The sequence below is a fragment of the Arthrobacter crusticola genome, from assembly GCF_004357995.1.
In the GTDB taxonomy this organism is placed as follows: domain Bacteria; phylum Actinomycetota; class Actinomycetes; order Actinomycetales; family Micrococcaceae; genus Arthrobacter_D; species Arthrobacter_D crusticola.
In genome coordinates this window covers 390541-411891 of sequence record NZ_SMTK01000004.1, presented here as the reverse complement: position 1 = coordinate 411891, position 21351 = coordinate 390541, and the positions used below count along the sequence as shown (strand labels likewise).

Genomic DNA, 21351 nt, shown 5'->3' with positions numbered 1-21351 from the left:
TATCGTGTGTCTTCTGGCCGCTTCACGGCTCGAATGAACAACCACACACACAGTAAGACGAAGACCAGCCAAACGGCCTGCATGACCCAGTAGAACCCAGTGGCGGGGCGACCCTCGGCCAGTACGGAATACGCATTGCTGGCCATCCAGAGCAACGCAAAAACGCCACCAGTCAAAGCGTGGCCTTTGGTCGGCCATTTCCTACGCTTGGCACCCATGCTCCGAGCCTAACGGCGCCGTCAACAGTGCGCTCTGCGCCCCGAACCACTGGACTTCTGCCGCAGTGGGAGCCTTCCGGGTGGCCCGGGCTCGGACCTAAGAAGAAGCATCCTGCGTTCATGGAGCCGGCGGACCCTTCCGTAACTCCGGTTCGGCCTTCGCCTGATTAAGGTCTGTCCGAAGGACCCTAGGTATTCAACGTCCTCCGGTAACCGGCTGCTTGACCACAATCCGAATCAGCGCTTCGCGCAGGAGGCGCCAGGGGCGGCCCCTGACCGCCGGAGGGGCCACCACCCCCACCGTTTATTGGGGTTGCGCCGGGCCCATGCCGTATCAGCTCGACGGCGAAGTGAGATACGTCGAAACCAGCACCGACATCACGATCGAGAGCATCCCGCAGGCCCCGTCAATCCTCGGCTCCGCACACAAGTGACCTGATCCCCCCCGCGAAGGGTGTGGAGCACACCTCCGCCGTTTACCTGGGGGGCCGCCACAACGACGACTGCTGGGTCCCGCGGATCGCTGACTGCTTCGGTCTCCACTCGGACCGGACACGCGAGGCGCTCGCCCAGTCCATGACGGTCTACGTGCGTGCGGTCGACGCCGCGGGCAACGTGAGCGGTGTTGTCACGGAGAAGTTTCTCCCGTCGAAGGCGCAGGGCGGCAAGCGCTGACCTGCACTGGACAAACGACCGGCGGCCGCCCCGTTCTCGGGGCGGCCGCCGATTTCCGTGATCTGCAGGCGTTGGTGCGCTGCAGCCGCTAGTGCTCCGCTGCTGCGTCAGCCTTCTTGGCCTCTTTCTCAGCGTCCTTCTCGGCGCGCAGGGCCTGGGCCTCGTGCTGCTCCTCGGCCTTCTCCTGGTGAATAACCTCCGCCAGGAGCTTCTCCATCTCCTTGGCCACACCGGCGGCCGAGGCCGGGTTTTGGCCGGTCACCAGCCGCTCGTCCACCACGACCTTCTCCTCGAAGACATCGGCGGAGACGTGGGTAGCTCCCTGTTCTTTAAGCCGGTCGGCCAGGAAGAACGGGATGACCTTGTCCTTCCCCGCGGCAACCTCCTCCTCATTGGTGAAGGCCGCGACCCTCCGCCCCTCAACGAGACGGAACCCGTTGTCCAGTTCGACGTTCACCAGGCCTGCCGGTCCGTGGCAGACCGCTCCCACCACGCCGCCGGCGTTGTAGACACTGGCCACCAGGTTCTGCAGGCCTTCGCTGTCCGGGAAGTCCCACATGGTGCCGTGGCCTCCCACGAGGTAGACGCCGTCGTATTGGTCGGCATTGACAACGTCGATACGGGCGGTGTTGTAGAGGCCGGCATGCGTGGTCTCATCCTCCGTGAAGGCGACCTGGATGGGGTCATCCTTGTCCACCTCGTCGCGCGGAGGCTGGCCGCCTTTGATCGAGGCAAAGTCGACGAAATGCCCGGAATCCTTGAAAACCTTCCAGGGGTGTGCAGCTTCGGCCACGTTGTAGCCGGTCTTCTCCCCGGTGTCGCCGATCTCGGAAACGCTGGTCAGTACCATGAGGATTTTCTTCATGAAGTGCTCCTTTCGTCCGGCTTCCACCCTACGCCCCGCCCTACTTCGGGTTCTCCCTCTCACACTTCCGCTCCTGGTGAGTGAGAATCTGCGGGCTGTTCCCTCGGCTGATCTGTGCCGATAGGGTGATGTCAACGTCATGCACCGCCCGGTGGGGTGATCAGGTACGAGGAGTATTCGACTCTCAGGAGGAAATATGACTGAACCACAGCAGGATCCCAGCGAGCAGGAACTGGCGGCGGGCGGTGACACGACCGGCGTCCCGAGTATGCTCGACGGCGGAGGCGCAGATGGCGGTGCCGACGGAGGAGCTGACGGCGGCGCGGACGGCGGAGCAGACGGAGGCGCCGACGGAGGTGCTGACGGTGGTGCCGACGGAGGCGCCGATGGCGGTGCCGACGGCGGAGCAGACGGAGGCGCTGACGGCGGAGCCGACGGAGGAGCAGATAGAGGTGCCGATGGCGGTGCCGACGGAGGAGCAGATGGAGGCGCCGATAGCGGCGCAGATCGCGGAGCGGGCATCTGAGCTTGAGCACTCCTCCTGACGACCCCACGCGTCCCGGCGCTGGGGTTCTGGAGACACGCCTGATCGACATCGACCGCGAGAAGTTCGCCCGCGAGTTCTGGGGGCAAACAGCCTTGCTCACGCGCGGCGCGGGCGATTTCTCCGACCTGTTCTCCGCCGAGGCCGTCGACGAACTGATCTCCCGCCGCGGTCTGCGCACGCCCTTCCTCCGCGTCGCCAAGGAGGGCACCACTTTTCCCGACTCGTCCTTCACGGCCCCGGCCGGTGTCGGCGCGACCATCTCGGACCAGCTCGATGACACCGCGCTGTGGCGGAAGTTCGCCGACGGCGCCACCCTCGTTCTGCAGGCGCTGCACCGCACCTGGGAACCCATCGCGGAGTTCAACGCCCGGCTGAGCACCGAGCTCGGACATCCGGTGCAGGCCAACGCGTACATCACACCTCCCCAGAACCGCGGGTTCGACGACCACTACGACGTCCATGACGTCTTCGTCCTGCAGATCGAGGGGACGAAGCGCTGGATTATCCACGAGCCGGTCCTCCCCGACCCGCTGCGTGATCAGGTGTGGACCGACCGCCGCGCCGCCGTCGCCGACGCCGCGAAAGGCGAGGCCTACATCGACACCCTGCTCGGGCCCGGTGATGTCCTGTACCTGCCGCGCGGCTGGCTGCATGCCGCCCAGGCGCAGGGCGAGGTCTCAATCCACCTCACGCTCGGCATCCACAGCTGGACCCGCTACGCCTTGGCCGAACAGCTCGTCCAGGCCGCGCTTGCGCTGCTCCGCGACGATCCCGAGATGCGCCGGACGCTTCCCCTGGGCGTCGACGGACCGGCCGGTGAGGTCGACGTCGTGCGCAAACGCCTGGCCGCCGCCGTCGCCGACGCCGATGCCGCCTCGTTGTTCCACCGCACCCGGCGGGGACAGGGACGCCCGGCCCCGCTGGGACCGCTGGCCCAGCTCGCGGCCGTCCAAGGCCTCGGCCCCGAATCGGTGGTGCGGCTGCGCGGCGCGCTTGACGCACGGCTCGAGGGATCGCGCCTGAGCACCCGGGTAGGCTGGCTCGATTTCCCCGAGACCGATCTGCCGTCCGTGAGGCGCCTGCTCGACGGCGAGGCCGGCACCGCGAACGATCTCGGCAACGGCCTCGTCGAGAGGCTGCTGCGCGCCGGTGTCCTCGTTCCCGCGGATCCGTGACGTCGCGGTGACCGCTCCGGAACGCTTTTTCTGCGCCAGTAGTGCCCGGGTGCGGGACGACCCGATGGCGGGCACAGCGCCGAATGACGTCGTCTGGGTCCTCATCGAATACCGCGGCAGGTGGCCGTTCGACAGCTTCAACGGCCTCACCATCGAGCCCGACACGAAAGCCCTCGTGATCGCCGCCGCCCAGGCCGCGCGGGCGCGGGTGCTGCTGGTGCGGCGGCACGGCCGCCGGCGGCGCGAAGGGCCTCAGCGATGGGCCGTCCTGCGCCATGACGGTTCCGGTGCCCATCGGCAGCTATGGGGGTCGTGGACGCGGGAAGAAGACCTGGCGGACATTGCCGCTGCCCTCAGCAGACCGGGCGAACTCGGCCACCCGCCGGTCCTCCTCGTCTGCGCCCACGGCCTGCATGACACCTGCTGCGCGCTGCGCGGACGGCCCGTGGGCCGTGCCCTGGAGGAGCGCTGGCCTGAGCTGGTCTGGGAATGCTCGCACGTCGGCGGTGACCGGTTCGCGGCCAATGTCGTCATCGCGCCCGACGGCGTGTACTACGGCGGCCTCGATGCCGCATCGTCGGTGGCCACGGTCGAAGGGCACCTCGCCGACTCCATCCACGCGGAACATCTGCGCGGCTACACCGATCTCCTCCAGCCCCAGCAGGCCGCTGTCGCTGCCGCGCTCGAACGCTTCGGTCCGGCGGGACGGCGGGACTATACGGTCGCCGGAACCAGCCGCCACGGTGACCGCTGGCGGATCCGCCTCACCGCTCCCCCGCCTCACCCGGCACAGATCGACGTCGAATTGCGGACTTACCGCGCCCTGCCGGAACAGTTGACCTGCCGCGCACCGGCGGCGGGCTCGGTCATCGTGTATGAAACGGTTTCGATCACGACCGCGTGATTTCCTACTCGATGGCGCCTTGGTAGATGGCGTCCTCGCCGGTCCCGATTGGATCCGCGATCTCCATTTGGACGATGTCCGCATCGGCAGCGGCGATGCCGTAGGCGAACTGCGCCGTTTGGGTGTCTCCGGGCGCAATCGTCGAAAAGAGCTCCCCGCCGATGCCCGTGTCTGAATCGACCACCGGCTGAACCGCTGTCCCGGCGTCGCCGGCACGGACCAGAGGAAGGTTCATCAGGCCGCCGTCCACTTCCGTCTCGCCGTTATTGACCACCGTGATCTCGAAGACCGCATATTGGCCCTCAACCGCACCCGGCGCACTGCCAGAAGCGGACTGGAAGCCTCCGGATTCGACGGTTACCTCCACGCCCCCCTCGAAGGTCACCGTGTCGCCGAAAGCCGCACTCTGATTTGCGGGGGCTTCACCAATTGCGTCCTGGGTCGCAGAAGGCACGCCTCCGGGTGATTCTGTGGGCTCAGCACCATTGCAGGCCGACAGGCCGATTCCGAGTAGAAGAGCAGCGGTAAGGGCGAATGAGTTCTTCATGATTCCTCCGACACTGGAGCCGCTGACGGGGCCGTGGCAGCGTACCTCCACTCTAATTTCCGGATCGTCCGGTTTCACCTACATTTCCGGCTCGCCGGGAGGAACGCCAGGCCCCTGTCTCACCTGTCAAGGAAACCACCATGCTGAGGCAGCCGGATTCACGGGCGTAGGCTTCCGCCATGAGAGATGACCGCGCTAACGACGCCGAGGTGTGGGCGAAGCTTTCGCCAAGCACCCAGGACCTCCTCAAGTCCGATCCGAATGCTCCGTTGAGTGCTGACACCCTGGAGGAGCTCACCCACGTCGGCGGGGCGGACTGGTGGACCAGCGTGTCCCGGGACTCCGGACACCTCCGGCTGCCCGAGCACTTTCAGGACTACGTCACGTCACTGGACCGGCGCGACGGCGACATCAACAGCTGATTCTCAGCTCCAGTTTCTGGCCCGGGCCGCCACGGCGCCCTATGCTCGCCTCAGAAGGCAGCGGGAACCTGCTCCTCCGGTGCGGGTTCCCACCGGAATGGGGGTTGGAGAAATGCCAGAGACGGATGAACCCGAGGAGTCCGACGAACTCACCGGGGAGTATCGTCCTTCCCCGCTTTTCCTTTGGATGTTCCTTGCGTTTTCCATCCTGCTGACCGCGCAGGCCTTCCCCTACGACGACGACAGTCCGAAGGCCGTCCTTGCAGTAACCGGTCCGCTGACGATCCTCTTGATCGCAGGGGCGCTGATCCGGCATTACCGGGCGCAGCGCAAGGGAAAACCCGATCAGGGCAATGCGGGAAACTAGCCTCCGGCCGCCTCACCGCTTGCGGATCGTGCCGCCCACACCCGCAATCCCCAGGCGCCGCTGCGCTTCCTCGGGGGAGACGTACTGCCCCACCGTCGGGAAAGACCCGATCGGCACCACGGAGTTGATGATCGTGCCCGGGTAGACATGCACCAGGTTGAGGGCCTGGGCTCCGTCCCGCCCCCGCGATCCGCCCACTTCCACCGTGAGGTCCTGCGTGTAACAGGTGGCCGAGGCCACCGACACCGGAATCCCGGCGAAGGTGCCGGCGGAGGAATAGTGGAGGTGCCCGCCGAGGATCAGCCGGACGTCCGAATCGCGCAGTGCAGTTTCAAGCAGGTCCTGCCGCCGCAGCTCCGTCAGAACGGCGAGGTCCTGGATCATCGGTACCGGCGGGTGGTGCATGGCCAGGACAGTGCCCTCGGGGGCCGGATGCGCGAGCTGCTCAGCCAGCCACTCGAACTGCTCTGCGCAGATCGCCCCGTGGTGGTACCCCGGGACCGAGGTGTCCAGCGTGAGCACGCGCAGTCCACCCAGCCGATAGCTCCCGTAGAGCGGCGCCTCCTCCGGGGGCTCTCCGAGCAGGCCGGCGCGCATCCCGGCCCGGTCGTCGTGGTTTCCCATCAACCAGATCGGCTGCGCACCAAGGCGTTCCGCAATCGGCTCGACGATGCCGCGCAGCCTCGCATACGCCTCCGGATGCCCCTTGTCCGCCAGGTCCCCGGTGAAGATCAGGGCCTCCGGCTCGACGCCGGAGGCCTCCATCTGCTCAAGGAGCGCGGCAAGCCGCGCCCCACTGTCAACCCCGCCGTACAGCAGCCCGTCCGCCACCATGTGGGTGTCGCTGAGATGCAGAATCACGTGGTCTGCCGGTGGATGCTCTCGCGACACCGCGGGTCTCAATTGATACTCCTCCTGCTCAGGCCGTCGCTTCCTCTGTCTCGGCGGGATGCATCCGGCGCGAGAACACAAGCTTCTCCATCGAACCAGCGATCCGGTCCCAGTGGTGGTGTCGAAGCAGCCGTTTCAGCTCAGCCGAAGGCGCACGGCCGGCCCGGCCCACAAGCCGACCACACGCGGCGGCGAACCCTTCGCCGTCATCCTGGAGGTCCACGACGCCGGTGAAGTCCGCGACGACGTCGGGCACGCGGGTTGAGACCACCGGCAGCCCGCAGGCGAGGTACTCGAGGGTCTTGGTCGGGCTGATCGAGCGGGTCGCCTCATTCAGGGCGAAGGGCATCAGGGCGACGTCGAGTTCGGCCATTAGTCCGGGGAGGTCCTCGTAGGACTGCTGCCCGAGGTAACGAATGTTCGGCGCCTGTGGAAGGTCCGCCGGATCGATCTTGCACACGGGCCCGATCATGTGGATGTCCCACTGGGGCAGCCGGGCGGCGAGGTCCGCCAGGAGCTCGAGGTCGAGCCGCTCGTCGAGGACGCCGACATACCCCGCCACCGGACGCTCCCGGTTCCGCTTCGCATGCCGGCCCGCGGCGGCGTAGTGCTCGGTCGACACGCCGCTGGGCACGAGGTGCGCATCCTCGCGGCCCTGCCTCACCACTGAACGGTGAAGTGAGCGGCCCCCGGCGAAGACGACGTCGGCGCGACGCAGCGCCTGGCGCTGCCGCACGACGAGCTCCGGTGCCGCATCCTTGAACGCGGCGAGGTCGTCCATCACGTCGTAGACGAGGGTTGTGGGGTGGAGCGCCAGCGCGGCCTCGAGGGCCAGCGGCGTGTAGATCCAGACCACCCGCTCGCCGGTCGGCGGGCCCACGAGCTGCGGAAGCTGCTCGACGTAGTCGGGCATCACCTCATCGAAGAAGCCGACATGCCGTCCCTGTTCGGGAATTTCAAGCCAGACCCGGGTCAAACCGTCCACCTGCTGGGTCCCGAGGCGGTTCCGGGTCACCTCGACGCCGGCCGGGGTGAGGGGTTCCTCGACGAACCAGGTGGCGCGGGCCGGCGCCTTGCCGAGCCGCGACATGAGCTGCTGCGGGCGCTGCCAGACCCAGTCCCACCGCAGGTGCGACAGCACGATAAGTTCACTTTGCATCGACGATCCTCAATTCCATTCGAGTGGTGGTGCGGGGAAGGCTGGAACCGATATCGGTGCTCGGGGGCATCGAGAAGTTCCAGTGCGACATCTGCGGGAAGTACCCGCGCAGCCACGTGTTCACAGGCTCCGCGAAGCGGTACGCCGGCAGATCAACGGCCCGCACGCCGGTGGCGGCGCGCGCATACGCGGTGGACATCACCGATTCACGGCGGTCCAGCTGTTCGTCGAGCCAGTACACCCCGACGGGGTCGATATGCCCGTCGCAGCGGAACAGCAGCGAGTCCCAGTCGGTCGAGTCGATGACGGGGAACCAGCACAGGCCCTCGACGGGAACGCCGCGCGCCTGCGCGTGTTCGCATTGTTCGAGGACGTACTTGAGCCAGCTGGCCCGGTCGCCGGTGTGCCCGCGCACGTTCGTTTCGGTAAGGATGCAGGGAAGGCCGTAGCGGTCCCAGTACTGCCCGATCTGGTCGGCCAGGGGAAGGGGCGTCGGGGTGGGGGCCGTCCCGCCGTCCACCGAGAAGTTCCACTGGCAGTGGGCGTAGTAATCGAGGCCGAGCACGTCAACGAAACCGGGCTCGAGGCCCTGAAGCCGCTCCCCTCCCACCGGGGCGAGGTCCCGGCCGAGCTGGCTTTCGGCGTCGTAGCCCCGCCCGAGGAAGCTGTCGATCACGAGGAAGCGGCGCTCATTGGCCATGTCGGCGTACGCCTGGCCCGGGGCATCGGACCCGGTGTGGAACTCGCAGGTGTCGACCCAGACGTGCCGGGCCTCCGGCAGCAGCTCCCGGTAGAGGCGGCTCGCCTCGGCGACGGCGGGCAGGACGTTGGCGAGAAGGTCGATGAAGCCCTGCAGTCCCGAGTGGTAGGGCGGCCAGATGGCTTCGTGCCCGGAGAGGAAGAGGGTCGAGAAGGGCTCGTTGAACAGCGTGTACTCCTCCACCCAGGGGTAGCGGCGGGCAAAGGCCTCGGCGTAGCGCAGGTAGGCCGGGCCGAACCCGGAGTCGGCGAAGCCTCCCTCGAGCCAGGCGGGGTAGCTGGTGTGGTGCACGAGGTCCACGATGGGCCGGAAGCCGTGATCGCGCAGGTGGTTCAGCACCTCATCCGTCGCCGACCAGTCGAAGACTCCCTGGACCGCCTCGACGCGGTGCCACCGGACGGGGTAGCGCAGCCGGGTGATCCCCGAGCGGCGCAGCAGGTCGAGGTCCTCCCGCCAGCGGACGTCATGTTCGGTGGTTTCGAAGATGTCGCGGTCATGGGCGGGCAGGAACGTGCTCTCGAACCCGCCGATGATTTCAATGGGCGGTCCGGGCGGGGAAGTGCTCAACGCCATGCGGCCCTCCTGACGGTTGCGGAAGAAAAGGTCTCCGGATGAAACGGGATCACCAAATAGTAAGGCGGCTTACTATCTAGGTGCGAGGAAAAGATGTGCTTGCCTTCTTGCAGCCGTGGTCACACCGGGCGACGGCCAAGCTCCTCGTAGACGGTGTCAAGGAGTTCGGCGGCGCGCAGGTTGAGCCGCCGCGACTCGTCGAGATCCGCATCGAGGCGGATCACCTCGGCACGCAGGTCCTGAACCTCCCGCTGGAGGGCAGGGATGGCGTCAATTCTCGCCAGTATTCCGGGGATCGCCGCCCGAAGCAGCTTCCGCCCCGGACCCCTCAATATCGCAAACACAGCATTCACCATTCCATCCTCCTGACAATCACCCTGCGGACCTCGGCCCCCGCCGAGTCCGACAACGGAACGTCCGCTCGTTCGTCGATCTCCATCCCATACCGGGCCAGCTGCTCTTCGAACCTGCGCCACTCAACGGGCCGGTACTCGAGCCAGCTCGGGGATCCCACCTCGCCGCTGATTCCGACCTCGAAGTGGGCCCTCGCCCCCGGTTCCGCTAACAGATGCTTCACGAGTTGGAGGGTCGTGTCCCAGCCGAGCGGGCTGAGCGCGTTGAAGAGCTGGTTCCCATACACCTGAACCGGCCCCGGCAGCTGCGTGCACTGCGTGCGCAGGCGCATTGCGTGCCGGGCCATATAGAGGTTCGTGTGCTCAAACCGGAGCCGCCCGCCCTCGTCCCCCGCCGTGCGGGCGAACACCAGGGCGGGCCTGCTGTAGTCCACCCCGAGCACCGAATGTCCCTGCCCGGCGAGGTATCTCGCGTCGGCGCCGAGGCCGCAGCCGAGGTCGAGCACGGAGGATCCGGGGGCAATCCGGCCGGCGGTGGCGAGCGCGAAGGACGACGGGCGTGGCGAGGGATCGGCCGCGATTTCGGCCCGGTGGTGGTCCTCCCAGTTCTCGCGGTCGACGTCGAAATGGTTGAGCCACCAGTAGAACCGCCGCCCGGCCGAGGGCGGGGTGATGAAGCGGAAGGCCGGATCGGGGGTCTTCCAGCCCGGACCGTAGATGGCCGTCAGCATCTGGTCCGGTTCGGCGGGACCCGGCAGCATCCTGTCGTTGACGTTTACCGGCTTCAGCGGCAGGACCGTCACCTCGTCGGCGCGTTCACGGGCATGGAAGGTGCCGTGGAACCAGCCGGAACAGACGAAGTAGGTGAAGATGTCGAGGTAGAAGCGGTCGGTCACGGTTCCGCCCGGATACATCAGCTGCAGGTGCCCGCTGGAGTGCCGCACCACCTCATGGCCCTCCGCGACGAGCATGCGTTCAAGCTCATAGCTCTCAAGGGCGACGTCGGAGGGGTTCTCGTGCCGGCTGAGGTAGGCAAAGTCGGCATCGTCGTCGTTGGGCAGGATCCGCCCGTCGCGCACCGGGCCCAGCAGGGTTCCCCCGGTGACGAAGAGCTCGATCCCGGTCCGGTCCCGGACGAGCTCAATGAGCCGTTCGGCCTCGTCAAGGACACCCTCAATGAGCGAGGCTTCGCGCCCCTCGAAGGAGCGGGCGATCCTGCCCCACTTATTGACCACCAGCGGGATGCCAGTGGCCGGCTCGCACAGCAGCAGCTCGGTGTCGCTCTCGTCGAACTGCACGGGCTGCTCGCCGCCGATCAGGGTGCCGTCGCGTTCCACCGCCAGTCTCGCCCTGCCCCGGAGCCGCTCGGCGAGCGCCGGGGGCCACTCGACCGTCACGCCGTCCCAGCCTGAGCCGTCCTCGGGCACCCGGAACGTCCAGATGCGCCGCCCCGCGAGCAGCACCGACACCGCGGAGCCCGGGGCGAAGTCCGTTCCGGTGACGGTCAGGCTCTTGGTGTCGGCGGCGAAGAACGCGCTCACTTCGCGGTTTCCAGAGGAACGTGCAGCGGATCCGTTGCGGGCAGCCGGACGTCGAAGACCTGCCCGGTGAGGTCCGAGGCCAACACCTGCGCGCTGACGCGGGCCACTTCCCCGGCCTGGACCAGGGAGTGCTCGTCCTCGACACCGAAGGCTTTGACACGCATGGGCGTAGCCGTCCGGCTGGGGCTGATGCAGTTCACCCGGATGCGGTCCTCGCCCCACTCGTCGGCGAGCGCCTGCGTGAGGTTCACGACGGCGGCCTTCGTCGCCGAGTACACGGTGTACTTGGCCCGGCCGCGGGTGTACGAACTCGAGGAGTAGAGCAGCAATGAGCCCTGCGAAATGGAAAGGTACGAATGCGACTCCTGGGCGACGACGAAGGCCGCCATCAGGTTGACGTCGATGTCGTGCCGGATCTGCTCGTCGCTGAGCTCGGCCAGGGCCCCGATGGTCAGCACGCCCGCGGTCAGGACGACATGGTCGATCCGCCCGTACATCGCCGACGCGCCGGCGAGCGCCCGGGCCACCGAGGTACGGTCCTCAACGAAGGTACCCGAGCCGGTGCGGCTGTGACAGACGACATTGGCGCCCTCAGCGTCGAGCTGGCGGGCCAGCTCCTCACCGATGCCCGAGCTGCCGCCGAAGATGACCACAGTGGCGCCGCGCAGGCTGGCGACCGGGAACGGCACCGGTTCGACCAACTGGCTCTTCAGCTGGAACAGCTTGTCCGCGAGGTGGATGTCGATGGGGTGGGTGATCTTGATGTTCGCTTCGTGCCCGGGGACGACGATGATCGGCACGTCCGGGCGGTAGTTCAGCACGACGGAGCAGTCGTCGGTGGCCGTGAAGGACGGATCCTGCCGGGCCCGGGAGTAGGCGTCCATGATGGTGTCCCAGCGGAAGGCCTGGGGAGTCTGCCCTCGGCGCAGCGAGGCCCGCGGTGGAACGGCCCGGATGATGTTGGACGCGTCGACCTCGATGATGGTGTCGGCCGACGGGATGCCTGTGTCGACCGCCTCGTAGGTGTCGAGCGCGTCGATGCACGCGCGGATGATCGAGGAATCGACGAGCGGGCGCACCGCGTCGTGGAAGATCACCTTCGCACCGGGCTCCGCGATGGCCTGCAGCGCCCGATAGGAGGTGTCGTTGCGGTCGGCGCCCCCCTCCAGAATTGAGGAGAGCCGGGGAAAACGGGAAGCGGGAAGGAGTTCCCGCGCGCGGGCGATGCTGCCGGGGTCCATCATCACCAGGATCTCGTCGATGCCGGGGCAGGTCGAGAAGATTTCGACAGTGTGCTCAAGGCTGGTCCTGCCGGCGATGGGGACAAGCTGTTTGGGGATGTCGAGCCCCATCCGCGTGCCGACTCCTCCGGCGAGGATGACGGCGATGGTCCGCCCGCCGGGCGCGGGACCTCCACCCGGTAGCTGTCTGCTGTCCTTGGAATGCGCCATCTCTCCACCTGCCTTTCGGTTCCATCGGAATTTCGTAAGCGTACTGATATTTTTCTTGGGGGTCACTGTTTTTGTTCACCTCCGCGACGGTTGCGGTTTGACCTCCGTTAACCCTTCGGGGTGACCCGCATCCGGGGCGGTAGCCTGAGGAAATGGCTATCCGAGTACTGGCCGTGGGCCGGAAACATGAGAGCTGGGTTTCCGACGGCATTGCCCGCTACGAGAAGCGCCTCAAGAAACCCTTCGACCTGTCCTGGCAGTTCCTCCCGCACTCGGCCCGCGAGGGGGAAGCAGCCCGGGCCGAGGAATCGGAGCGGCTCCTGGCCAAGACCACCGAGCCCCGCGACTACGTGATCCTGCTCGACGAGCGGGGCAGGTCCATCGACTCGCCCGCCTTCTCCCGCACCCTGGGCGGCGCCCTAAACGCCTCCCGCCCGGTGACCTTTCTTATCGGCGGCGCCTACGGCGTCGATGACACGGTGCACCGGCGCGCCGATTTCGTCCTGTCGCTGTCGAAGCTCGTGTTCCCGCACCAGCTGGTCCGGCTCATCCTCGCCGAGCAGGTCTACCGCGCGCAGGAGATCGCCGGGCGGCGTTCCTACCATCACGAATAGGCCTCTTTCCATAACAATCGGGGAACTCAAGCCACGGCACGCCCTCCGGCACATGCATCACACGGGCACCACGCCTACTGTGGCTTCATGACTTCGGGTACCCCGCACTGGATCCTCGCCGCCGTAGCCATCGGCACCGCCACCCTGCTGGGCGCATGCGCGCCGGCGGCCTCTGAACCGACCGGAGCGGAGGCCCCGGCAGCCTCGGAGGCGGCGTCTGTGTCGCCCACAGCGTCGGAGGCGCCCTCGGCTCCGCCTGCTCCGACGGCCTCCTCCTCACCCTCGCCGTCACCCTCGTCGGCGCCTGCGGATCCTGAGCCCGATCCCGAACCGACCGAGGGCGACGGCGGGGTATGCACCGCGGCCGATCTGTCCGGTGCGGTGACCACCGGGCCGGGCGCCGGAGCCGCCGGCAGCGCCTACCGGACGCTGACGCTCACGAACACCTCCGGCGCCGCCTGCGACATGGCCGGTTATCCCGGGGTCTCGTATGTTGACGCGGCGGGCACCCAGCTCGGTGCGCCCGCGGACCGGGGCGAGCCGGGCGGGGCCTTCACGCTCGAGCCCGGCGCCTCTGCGACCGCGGTGCTGCAGCAGGTCAATGCGGGCAACTACGGCGCCGACTGCGGTGCGGTGCCCGCCGCCGGCGTGCGCGTCTATCCCCCCGGTGCAACCGACTCCCTCGTCCTGCCGCAGGAGATCACCGCCTGCTCCGCCTCATCGATCGTCCTGATGACCGTGGGCGCCATGCAGCCCGCGGGCTGACCCGCGGCCACCCCGTCCTTCTCCTCCAGGACCGGGGTGAGGAATGTCAGCAGACTGAGAGATGATGTTGGGGTGACATCGGTGCTGAGCAGGTTCACCCCAGCCACCTCGGAGTGGTTCGCCGGCGCTTTTTCCGCGCCCACCGCGGCGCAGGAGGGTGCCTGGAAGGCCATTTCGGCCGGATCGAATGCCCTGGTGGTGGCGCCGACGGGATCGGGCAAGACCCTCGCTGCGTTCCTCTGGGCCCTTGACCGGCTGCTGGTGGACGGGGAGCATTCGGCGCCCGCCGCGAACGGCTCCTCCGGACCGAAGAAGGCACCTGCAGTACCGGCGCGCAGCACCCGGGTGCTCTATATCTCCCCGCTGAAGGCGCTCGGCGTCGACGTCGAGCGTAACCTGCGTGCCCCGCTGATCGGCATCACCCAGACGGCCCGCCGGCTTGGCCTTCCGGCACCCTCAATCACCGTGGGGGTGCGCTCAGGTGACACCCCGCAGGCCGAACGGCGGGCGCTGCTCACCCGACCCCCGGACATCCTCATCACCACTCCCGAGTCGCTCTTCCTGATGCTCACCTCAAAAGCCCGGGAGACCCTGTCCGAAGTGCACACCGTCATTGTCGACGAGGTCCATGCCGTCGCCGGCACCAAGCGCGGGGCGCACCTGGCGGTGTCCCTGGCCCGCCTCGATGCCCTGCTGGGCAAGCCGGTGCAGCGGATCGGCCTTTCCGCAACAGTCGAGCCCCGGGAGACCGTCGCACGGTTCCTCTCCGGCAACGCTCCGGTGGAAATTGTCGCTCCGCCCTCGGCCAAGAAGTGGGACCTGACGGTCTCCGTGCCGGTGGAGGACATGACGGAGCTGGGCGGCGCCACCGGGGGTCCCGGCGGGACCGACGGCGACGCGGTCCCGCAGGCGAGCATCTGGCCGCACGTCGAGGAACGCATCGTCGACCTGATCGAGGAAAACCGTTCCACCATCGTCTTCGCGAACTCGCGCCGGCTCGCCGAGCGCCTCACGGCCCGGCTCAATGAGATCCACGCCGAACGCCTTGAGCGCAACGCCGTCTGGGCCGCCGGAAACGCTGACGGCGGGGCAGCCGGTGCGGAACCGGATGCTGCACAACCGACTCCCCGCGGTGGACCGGCCGCCGCGCCCGCTTTGCCGCCGGCCCAGATTATGGCGCAGGCAGGGCAGAGCGCCGGCGCCGAACCGCTGCTGGCCCGCGCCCACCACGGCTCGGTGTCGAAGGACCAGCGGGCCCTGATCGAAGACGACCTGAAGTCGGGGCGGCTGCGCTGCGTGGTGGCGACTAGCTCCCTCGAGCTGGGCATCGACATGGGCGCCGTCGACCTCGTGGTGCAGGTCGAGTCCCCGCAGTCCGTGGCCAGCGGCCTGCAGCGGGTGGGCCGGGCCGGGCACCAGGTGGGCGAGGTCTCCCAGGGGGTGCTGTTCCCCAAGCACCGCGGCGACCTGGTGAACACCACGGTGACGGTGGAGAGAATGCTGGCGGGCAAGATCGAGCCCCTCGCCATCCCCGCCAACCCGCTGGACATCCTGGCCCAGCAGACAGTGGCCGCCGCCGCGCTGGGCACCATCGACGTCGAGGAGTGGTTCGACGTCGTGCGCAGGTCCGCGCCGTTCGCAACTCTTCCCCGCTCGGCCTTCGACGCCACCCTTGACCTGCTCGCCGGGCGGTACCCCTCCGATGAGTTCGCCGGGCTGCGGCCGCGGATCATCTGGGACCGGACCGAGGGGACCATCACCGGGCGCCCCGGCGCCCAGCGCCTCGCCGTGACCTCCGGCGGCACCATCCCCGACCGGGGCCTGTTCGGGGTCTTCCTCGTCGGCTCCGAGGGTGAGGGGGCGCGGGCCGGTGGCCGGCGGGTCGGGGAACTCGACGAGGAGATGGTCTACGAATCACGGGTGGGAGACGTCTTCGCCCTCGGTGCCACCAGCTGGCGGATCGAGGAGATCACCCACGACCGGGTCCTCGTCTCCCCCGCCTTCGGCCAGCCCGGCAAGCTGCCGTTCTGGAAGGGCGACTCCCTGGGCCGTCCTGTCGAGCTGGGCAGGGCGCTGGGTGCCTTCGTCCGGGAGATGTCCTACGCCCCGGAGGACCAGGCCCGCGAGCGCTGCCAGCGCATCGGGCTCGACGAGTGGGCCTCGGGGAACCTGCTGACCTACCTCAAGGAACAGCGCGAAGCCACCGAGGTGGTGCCCAACGACCGCACGCTCGTCGTCGAACGCTTCCACGATGAGCTCGGCGACTGGCGCGTCGTCCTGCACAGCCCCTTCGGCATGCCGGTCCACGCCCCCTGGGCGCTCGCCGTCGGGGCGCGCCTCGAGCAGCGGTACGGCATTGAGGGCTCCGCCATGGCTTCCGACGACGGCATCGTGCTGCGCGTTCCCCTCATGGAGGACGAGCCGCCCGGCGCCGAACTCTTTCTCTTCGACGCCGACGAGCTCGACGGGATCGTCACTGCCGAGGTCGGAGGCTCCGCGCTGTTCGCCTCGCGGTTCCGGGAGTGCGCCGCCCGGGCGCTGCTGCTGCCCCGGCAGAACCCGAGCAAGCGCAGCCCGCTGTGGCAGCAGCGGCAGCGGTCGGCGCAGCTGCTCGACGTCGCCAAGAAGTATCCAACCTTCCCGATCGTCCTTGAGACCGTGAGGGAGGTCCTCCAGGATGTCTACGACCTGCCCGCCCTGAAGGAGCTGGCGGCCTCCCTTGAACGCCGGGAGCTGCGGATGGTCGAGGTCACCACGCAGCAGGCCTCCCCCTTCGCCCGCTCAATGCTGTTCGGGTACGTCGCCTCCTTCCTGTACGAGGGGGATTCACCCCTGGCGGAGCGCCGGGCCGCCGCCCTCTCGCTCGACCCCACCCTCCTCAACGAGCTCCTGGGCCGGGCCGAACTGCGCGAACTGCTGGACGCGAAGGTCATCGCCGACACCGAAAGTGAACTCCAGCGCCTCCGCCCGGACCGGCGCGCCCGGGGACTGGAGGGCGTCGCGGACCTGCTGCGCCTCCTGGGCCCGCTGAGCCTTGCCGAGATCGCCGAACGGCTCGAGGGCACCGCTCCGGCGGCGAATGGAGAGGGTGCCGGGGAGGAGGGGGCTGCGGTGCCGCGTGCCACCGAGGCCGAGGCCGCGGACCTGGTGGAACCGCTGCTGCGCGCCAACCGCGCCCTGAAGGTCTCCATCGCCGGCGTCGAACGGATCTCGGCCGTCGAGGACGCCGCCCGGCTGCGCGACGCCCTGGGGGTGCCCCTGCCGATGGGCATCCCGCTCGCCTTCATCGAACCCGTGGCCGATCCGCTGGGGGACCTTGTCAGCCGGTACGCCCGCACCCACGGACCCTTCACCGCCGCGGAAGCGGCGGCCCGGCTCGGCCTCGGCGTCGCCGTCGTGGCAACGGCCCTGCAGCGCCTCGCCGCCGACGGGCGCACCGTCGAGGGCGAGTTCCGGCCCGCCGAGGCCGCCCCGCAGGCCGGGGAGACCACCGTCGTCCACCCCGCCGCCCCGAGCGAGTGGTGCGACGTCGAGGTGCTGCGCCGGCTGCGGCGGCGCTCCCTCGCGGCCCTGCGGCAAGAGGTGGAGCCGGTCGACCCGGCCGCCTACGGACGCTTCCTGCCCGTCTGGCAGCACATCGGCTCGGGGCTCCGCGGACTCGACGGCGTGGCAACCGTGGTGGACCAGCTCTCCGGCGTGCCGATTCCCGCCTCGGCCTGGGAGCCGCTCATCCTGGGCCAGCGGGTGGCCAACTACTCACCGGCGATGCTCGACGAGCTCACCGCCACCGGGGAGGTGGTGTGGTCGGGTGCCGGATCGCTCGCCGGAAACGACGGCTGGATCGCCCTGCACCTTGCGGAAAACGCGCCGCTGACCCTCCGCCCCGACCCTGCGTACGAGCCCTCGCCGCTCTCCGCGGCGCTGCTCGACCTGCTCGGCGGCGGCGGAGGCTACTTCCTGCGCCAGCTCAGCACCGCCCTCGACGTCGACAGCGTCCCCTCCGAGGCCGACCTCGTCACCGCCTTGTGGGACCTGGTCTGGGCCGGGCGCGTCAGCAACGACACCTTCACCCCGGTCCGGGCCCTGCTGGCCGGCGGCCGGACCGCGCACAAGCAGCGCCAGCCCCCGGCACGCGCCCGCACCTCCCGGGCGGGACGGCTCGGCCGCGCACCGGGACGTTCCCTCACGAACAGTTCGATGAGCCTGGCCGGCGGGCCCGACGGCGTCTCCGGGTACCAGCGCGCCACCCCGCCGGTCGCGGCGGGACGCTGGAACCTGCTGCCGCCCGTGGAGAACGAGTCGACCCTCCACGCCCACGCCACCGCCGAACTGCTCCTTGACCGCTACGGCGTGGTCACCCGCGGGGCAGTGGGCAGCGAAGGGGTGCCGGGTGGGTTCGGCCTGATGTACAAGGTGCTCGCGCGGCTCGAGGAGATGGGCCGGTGCCGGCGCGGCTACTTCATCGAGCATCTCGGCGCGGCCCAGTTCGCGGTGCCCTCGACCGTTGACCGGCTGCGTTCCTTCAGCGCGGACAACGATCCGCGCTCGGAGGCCGCCGGCGGACCGGCGCTCACGGCGACGGCCCTGGCCGCGACCGACCCGGCGAACCCGTACGGCGCCGCCCTCGCCTGGCCGCAGGCCGAGGGAGGGCACCGTCCCGGCCGCAAGGCCGGCGCCCTCGTCGTGCTTGTCGACGGCGACCTGGCGCTCTACGTCGAGCGGGGCGGTAAGACGCTGCTGGTCTTCACCGAGGACCAGCCCGCCCTCGATGCGGCCGCCGCCGCCCTGGTCGGCGTCATCCGGCGGGGCGCGGCCGACAAGATGGCGCTGGAGAAGGTCAACGGCGGGGAGATCCTCGACACCGGGGTGGGCTCGGCCCTGGCCGCCGCCGGTTTCTACACGACACCCAAGGGGCTGAGGATCCGTGCTTAGAGGATTTGCGTCAGACGTCCGCTCCCGGGGGGAAACCCGTGCCTGAGGGAGATACCGTGTGGAGGGCCGCCCGCGACCTCCATGCGGCCTTGGCCGGGAAGGAACTGACCCGGTGTGACATCCGGGTGCCGCGCTTCGCCACGGTGGACTTCACCGGCGACACCGTCGAGGAGGTCGTCTCCCGCGGCAAACACCTGCTGATCCGCGGGGGCGGCGGCGGGGAGTCGGAAGGGTGGGACATCCACTCCCACCTGAAGATGGAAGGGCTCTGGCACGTGTACGCGCATGGCCAGAAGTGGCGCCGGCCCGGCTTCAAGGCGAGGTGCGTGCTCGAGACGGCCGACAACGTCGTCGTCGGTTTCGAACTGGGTTTCCTGCGGGTCCTGCCGCGCTCGGGCGAGGAGGAGGCCGTGGGCTACCTCGGGCCGGACCTGCTCGGCGGGGACTGGGACCCCGCCGAGGCGCTGCGGAGGCTGGCCCTCCAGCCGGAACGGCCCCTCGGCCTGGCCCTGCTCGACCAGCGCAACCTCGCAGGCATCGGCAACGTCTACCGCTGCGAGCTGTGCTTCCTGGCCGGGGTCCACCCCTTGACGCCCGTCGGCGAGGTCCGAAACCTGCCCCGCATCGTCGACCTGGCCAAGAAGCTGCTCGAGGCGAACAAGCTGCGAAGCACCCGCGCCACCACCGGAAACCTGCGCGGCAACAACCTGTGGGTGTACGGGCGCTCGAACCGGGGCTGCCTGCGCTGCGGCACACCGGTGGTCCTCGAACAGCTCGGGGACAGCGAACTCGAACTGCGGGACCTGTACTACTGCCCCCACTGCCAACCACCCGCCGGCGGTGGCCGTACCCTTGAAAGGTGATGAAGTCCCCCCTTCCGGTGCGCAACGGAGTCAACGCCACCCGCCTCCGCCTGCCCGAGGAAGGGCCGTGGTCGACGGCCCTCGAGTACATCCTTGACCGTTTCGACCATGTGAACCCCGACGGTATCGCTGAGCGGTTCGACCGCGGCGAGGTGGTGGCCCTCGGCGGCGCCGTGCTCACCCGGGAAACCCCGCTGACCGACCACACCTTCATCTGGTACTACCGCGAGCTTCCCGTCGAAGAGCGGCTCCCGGTGGAAATCAGCATCCTCCACCAGGACGAGGACCTGCTCGTGGTCGATAAACCCCACTTCCTGCCGACGACCCCCGGCGGCATGTATGTCGCGGAGTCGGCCCTGGTGCGCCTGCGGGTGCAGCTGGGCCTGCCCGACCTGATTCCCATGCACCGGCTGGACCGCATGACCGCCGGCATCCTGATGTTCTCGGTGAACCCGGAAACCCGCGGAAAGTATCAGCTGCTGTTCGAGAACCGCCAGATCCGCAAGGAGTACGAGGCGGTCGCCCCGGTGCGGCCGGAGCTCGGCCTCGATGTTGCACCCCTGACTGTACGGAGCCGCATCGTGAAGTCCCGCACCTACCTGCTGGCCCAGGAGGTCGAGGGCGCCCCCAACACCGAGACGGCGGTGAGCCTGCTCGAGGAGACGGCCGGCGTCGGACGGTACCGGCTGCAGCCGCACACCGGCAAGACCCACCAGCTTCGGCTGCACATGGCCGGGCTCGGACTGGGCATCCTCAACGACCCCTTCTACCCCGTGCTCAAGCCGCAGGCCGCCGACGACTTCTCGAAGCCGCTGCAGCTGCTGGCCAAGAGCATCTCCTTCACCGACCCGCTGAGCGGCACCGAGTCCTTCTTCGAATCCTCACTGCGGCTCTCGGAGTTTCCCCCGAATTAATCGGGGCTTGGCCCTACTCCTCTGCTTTCCCCGCCCGCGGCCTGTAGGTTGGGTGGGTGGAGATCCCCGGTCCCGACCTGGCCATGCCGCTCTACTTCCTGCTCATGTTCACCATCATCGTCGTGGACGTGGTCCTCCCCGTCGTGCCCTCGGAACTGATGGTGATCGCCGCCGGCACCATGGCCTCGCACGGAAACCTCTTCCTGCCCGCGGCCGTCCTCGTGGCGACCACCGGCAGCTGGGTGGGCGACCTGGCGCTGTTTATGCTCTTCCGCCGCCGCCTGACGCACTGGCTCGACCGCTTCCGCTGGGGCCGGTCCGTCCACAGCGGGCTCCGCCGCGCCGTGGAGAAGGCCGGAAAGTCCCCTACCTACGCCGGACTGGTCGCGGTGCGCTTCCTGCCCGGCGGCCGAACCGCCAGCGTCGCGGCGGCCGGCATCGCAGAGGTCGCGCTCCGCCCCTTTCTGGTCCTGACCGCACTGGGCGCATGTCTGTGGGCCGCGTGGCTCCTGGGCCTTGGCTACCTGACCGGAGCCTCCACCGGACTGCCCCTCTGGGTGAGCGTCGTGCTGGGAACCGCCGTCGGGACCCTCGTGGGGCTCGTGACCGCAGCCGTTCTTGGTCTGCGCCAGCGCCGGAGGGCCAAGGCCGCCGGCGCCGGGGAAACCGAAGAGGCGGCCGGCTCGGATTCGCGATGATCCCGCCCGGCCACCTGCCCGCCGCTGCGCGGAAGTAGGTAGGCTGGATGCGAGCGCACGGGACACCCGCGGCGCAGCACCCGTCGAAAGGGAGGCGATGAAGCCGACGCATGAGGT

Annotated in this window: 20 protein-coding genes; 12 read left to right on the top strand and 8 right to left on the bottom strand. The window is 68.8% G+C overall.

Annotated features, from left to right (window positions below):
- Window positions 1-674 precede the first annotated feature (674 nt).
- The gene (locus E2F48_RS13655; RefSeq protein WP_133404501.1) at window positions 675-893 is read left to right on the top strand and encodes a hypothetical protein; all 219 of its coding nucleotides are present in this window, start codon (window positions 675-677) and stop codon (window positions 891-893) included.
- An 88-nt stretch (window positions 894-981) separates the two neighbouring features.
- Here E2F48_RS13655 and E2F48_RS13650 read toward each other — a convergent pair whose 3' ends face one another.
- A complete protein-coding gene (locus E2F48_RS13650) occupies window positions 982-1758 on the bottom strand; it encodes a type 1 glutamine amidotransferase domain-containing protein (protein ID WP_133404500.1) in 777 nt (258 codons plus the stop codon).
- A 290-nt stretch (window positions 1759-2048) separates the two neighbouring features.
- Between E2F48_RS13650 and E2F48_RS13645 the strand changes: the two genes are divergently transcribed.
- The 3 genes from E2F48_RS13645 (at window position 2049) to E2F48_RS13635 (ending at window position 4384) form a co-directional block, all read left to right on the top strand.
- The gene (locus E2F48_RS13645; protein WP_185149821.1) at window positions 2049-2303 is read left to right on the top strand and encodes a hypothetical protein; all 255 of its coding nucleotides are present in this window, start codon (window positions 2049-2051) and stop codon (window positions 2301-2303) included.
- Window positions 2287-3480, top strand: coding sequence for a cupin domain-containing protein (locus tag E2F48_RS13640; protein WP_221411685.1), 1194 nt, complete (start codon window positions 2287-2289; stop codon window positions 3478-3480). Before E2F48_RS13645 ends, E2F48_RS13640 begins: the two co-directional genes overlap by 17 nt.
- 64 nt (window positions 3481-3544) lie before the next feature.
- Window positions 3545-4384, top strand: a complete 840-nt coding sequence (locus E2F48_RS13635; protein ID WP_133404497.1) for a sucrase ferredoxin — start codon at window positions 3545-3547, stop codon at window positions 4382-4384.
- 4 nt (window positions 4385-4388) lie between these two features.
- Here the strand turns inward: E2F48_RS13635 and E2F48_RS13630 are convergent, their stop codons facing one another.
- Window positions 4389-5009 carry a DUF4352 domain-containing protein gene (locus E2F48_RS13630; RefSeq protein ID WP_133404496.1) on the bottom strand — a complete coding sequence of 207 codons (621 nt, stop codon included), beginning with the start codon at window positions 5007-5009 and terminating at the stop codon, window positions 4389-4391.
- 101 nt (window positions 5010-5110) lie between these two features.
- On the opposite strand from E2F48_RS13630, the gene E2F48_RS13625 reads away from it, so the two are divergent.
- Both E2F48_RS13625 and E2F48_RS13620 read left to right on the top strand, forming a co-directional pair.
- The gene (locus E2F48_RS13625; RefSeq protein ID WP_133404495.1) at window positions 5111-5353 is read left to right on the top strand and encodes a hypothetical protein; all 243 of its coding nucleotides are present in this window, start codon (window positions 5111-5113) and stop codon (window positions 5351-5353) included.
- A gap of 112 nt (window positions 5354-5465) precedes the next feature.
- Window positions 5466-5720 (top strand): hypothetical protein, encoded by a 255-nt coding sequence (locus tag E2F48_RS13620; protein WP_133404494.1) that lies wholly within the window; start codon window positions 5466-5468, stop codon window positions 5718-5720.
- Window positions 5721-5732: 12 nt separating this feature from the next.
- Here the strand turns inward: E2F48_RS13620 and E2F48_RS13615 are convergent, their stop codons facing one another.
- The 6 genes from E2F48_RS13615 to E2F48_RS13590 form a co-directional block, all read right to left on the bottom strand.
- A complete protein-coding gene (locus E2F48_RS13615; protein ID WP_281274806.1) occupies window positions 5733-6581 on the bottom strand; it encodes a phosphodiesterase in 849 nt (282 codons plus the stop codon).
- Window positions 6582-6639: 58 nt separating this feature from the next.
- Window positions 6640-7770: a glycosyltransferase gene (locus E2F48_RS13610; RefSeq protein ID WP_133404493.1), complete on the bottom strand. Its 1131-nt coding sequence runs from the start codon at window positions 7768-7770 to the stop codon at window positions 6640-6642.
- Window positions 7760-9103, bottom strand: coding sequence for a family 1 glycosylhydrolase (locus E2F48_RS13605; protein WP_133404492.1), 1344 nt, complete (start codon window positions 9101-9103; stop codon window positions 7760-7762). The genes E2F48_RS13610 and E2F48_RS13605 overlap by 11 nt, the downstream gene beginning before the upstream one ends.
- 119 nt (window positions 9104-9222) lie before the next feature.
- Window positions 9223-9459, bottom strand: coding sequence for a hypothetical protein (locus E2F48_RS13600; RefSeq protein WP_133404491.1), 237 nt, complete (start codon window positions 9457-9459; stop codon window positions 9223-9225).
- Window positions 9453-10997, bottom strand: a complete 1545-nt coding sequence (locus E2F48_RS17655; RefSeq protein WP_133404490.1) for a class I SAM-dependent methyltransferase — start codon at window positions 10995-10997, stop codon at window positions 9453-9455. Before E2F48_RS17655 ends, E2F48_RS13600 begins: the two co-directional genes overlap by 7 nt.
- A complete protein-coding gene (locus tag E2F48_RS13590; protein WP_133404489.1) occupies window positions 10994-12448 on the bottom strand; it encodes a bifunctional cytidylyltransferase/SDR family oxidoreductase in 1455 nt (484 codons plus the stop codon). The genes E2F48_RS17655 and E2F48_RS13590 overlap by 4 nt, the downstream gene beginning before the upstream one ends.
- A 152-nt stretch (window positions 12449-12600) precedes the next feature.
- On the opposite strand from E2F48_RS13590, the gene E2F48_RS13585 reads away from it, so the two are divergent.
- The 6 genes from E2F48_RS13585 (at window position 12601) to E2F48_RS13560 (ending at window position 21234) form a co-directional block, all read left to right on the top strand.
- On the top strand, window positions 12601-13062 hold the full coding sequence (locus E2F48_RS13585) for a 23S rRNA (pseudouridine(1915)-N(3))-methyltransferase RlmH (RefSeq protein ID WP_133404488.1): 462 nt from the start codon (window positions 12601-12603) through the stop codon (window positions 13060-13062).
- A gap of 87 nt (window positions 13063-13149) precedes the next feature.
- The gene (locus tag E2F48_RS13580; protein WP_133404487.1) at window positions 13150-13827 is read left to right on the top strand and encodes a DUF4232 domain-containing protein; all 678 of its coding nucleotides are present in this window, start codon (window positions 13150-13152) and stop codon (window positions 13825-13827) included.
- A gap of 54 nt (window positions 13828-13881) precedes the next feature.
- On the top strand, window positions 13882-18759 hold the full coding sequence (locus E2F48_RS13575) for an ATP-dependent helicase (protein ID WP_425455784.1): 4878 nt from the start codon (window positions 13882-13884) through the stop codon (window positions 18757-18759).
- Between the two features lie 38 nt (window positions 18760-18797).
- Window positions 18798-19622, top strand: a complete 825-nt coding sequence (locus E2F48_RS13570) for a DNA-formamidopyrimidine glycosylase family protein (protein ID WP_133404485.1) — start codon at window positions 18798-18800, stop codon at window positions 19620-19622.
- Complete coding sequence (locus E2F48_RS13565) at window positions 19622-20536, top strand: RluA family pseudouridine synthase (RefSeq protein WP_133404582.1); 915 nt, start codon at window positions 19622-19624, stop codon at window positions 20534-20536. Before E2F48_RS13570 ends, E2F48_RS13565 begins: the two co-directional genes overlap by 1 nt.
- A 56-nt stretch (window positions 20537-20592) precedes the next feature.
- Window positions 20593-21234, top strand: a complete 642-nt coding sequence (locus E2F48_RS13560) for a DedA family protein (protein ID WP_133404484.1) — start codon at window positions 20593-20595, stop codon at window positions 21232-21234.
- Window positions 21235-21351 lie beyond the last annotated feature (117 nt).

Bases quoted from the DNA above. Each gene is read 5' to 3' on its own strand.
- E2F48_RS13650 (WP_133404500.1), bottom strand. From the start codon at position 1,758: ATGAAGAAAATCCTCATGGTACTGACCAGCGTTTCCGAGATCGGCGAC.
- E2F48_RS13645 (WP_185149821.1), top strand. From the start codon at position 2,049: ATGGCGGTGCCGACGGAGGAGCTGACGGCGGCGCGGACGGCGGAGCAG.
- E2F48_RS13635 (WP_133404497.1), top strand. From the start codon at position 3,545: ATGGCGGGCACAGCGCCGAATGACGTCGTCTGGGTCCTCATCGAATAC.
- E2F48_RS13625 (WP_133404495.1), top strand. From the start codon at position 5,111: ATGAGAGATGACCGCGCTAACGACGCCGAGGTGTGGGCGAAGCTTTCG.
- E2F48_RS13620 (WP_133404494.1), top strand. From the start codon at position 5,466: ATGCCAGAGACGGATGAACCCGAGGAGTCCGACGAACTCACCGGGGAG.
- E2F48_RS13610 (WP_133404493.1), bottom strand. From the start codon at position 7,770: ATGCAAAGTGAACTTATCGTGCTGTCGCACCTGCGGTGGGACTGGGTC.
- E2F48_RS13605 (WP_133404492.1), bottom strand. From the start codon at position 9,103: ATGGCGTTGAGCACTTCCCCGCCCGGACCGCCCATTGAAATCATCGGC.
- E2F48_RS13600 (WP_133404491.1), bottom strand. From the start codon at position 9,459: ATGGTGAATGCTGTGTTTGCGATATTGAGGGGTCCGGGGCGGAAGCTG.
- E2F48_RS13590 (WP_133404489.1), bottom strand. From the start codon at position 12,448: ATGGCGCATTCCAAGGACAGCAGACAGCTACCGGGTGGAGGTCCCGCG.
- E2F48_RS13585 (WP_133404488.1), top strand. From the start codon at position 12,601: ATGGCTATCCGAGTACTGGCCGTGGGCCGGAAACATGAGAGCTGGGTT.
- E2F48_RS13580 (WP_133404487.1), top strand. From the start codon at position 13,150: ATGACTTCGGGTACCCCGCACTGGATCCTCGCCGCCGTAGCCATCGGC.
- E2F48_RS13565 (WP_133404582.1), top strand. From the start codon at position 19,622: ATGAAGTCCCCCCTTCCGGTGCGCAACGGAGTCAACGCCACCCGCCTC.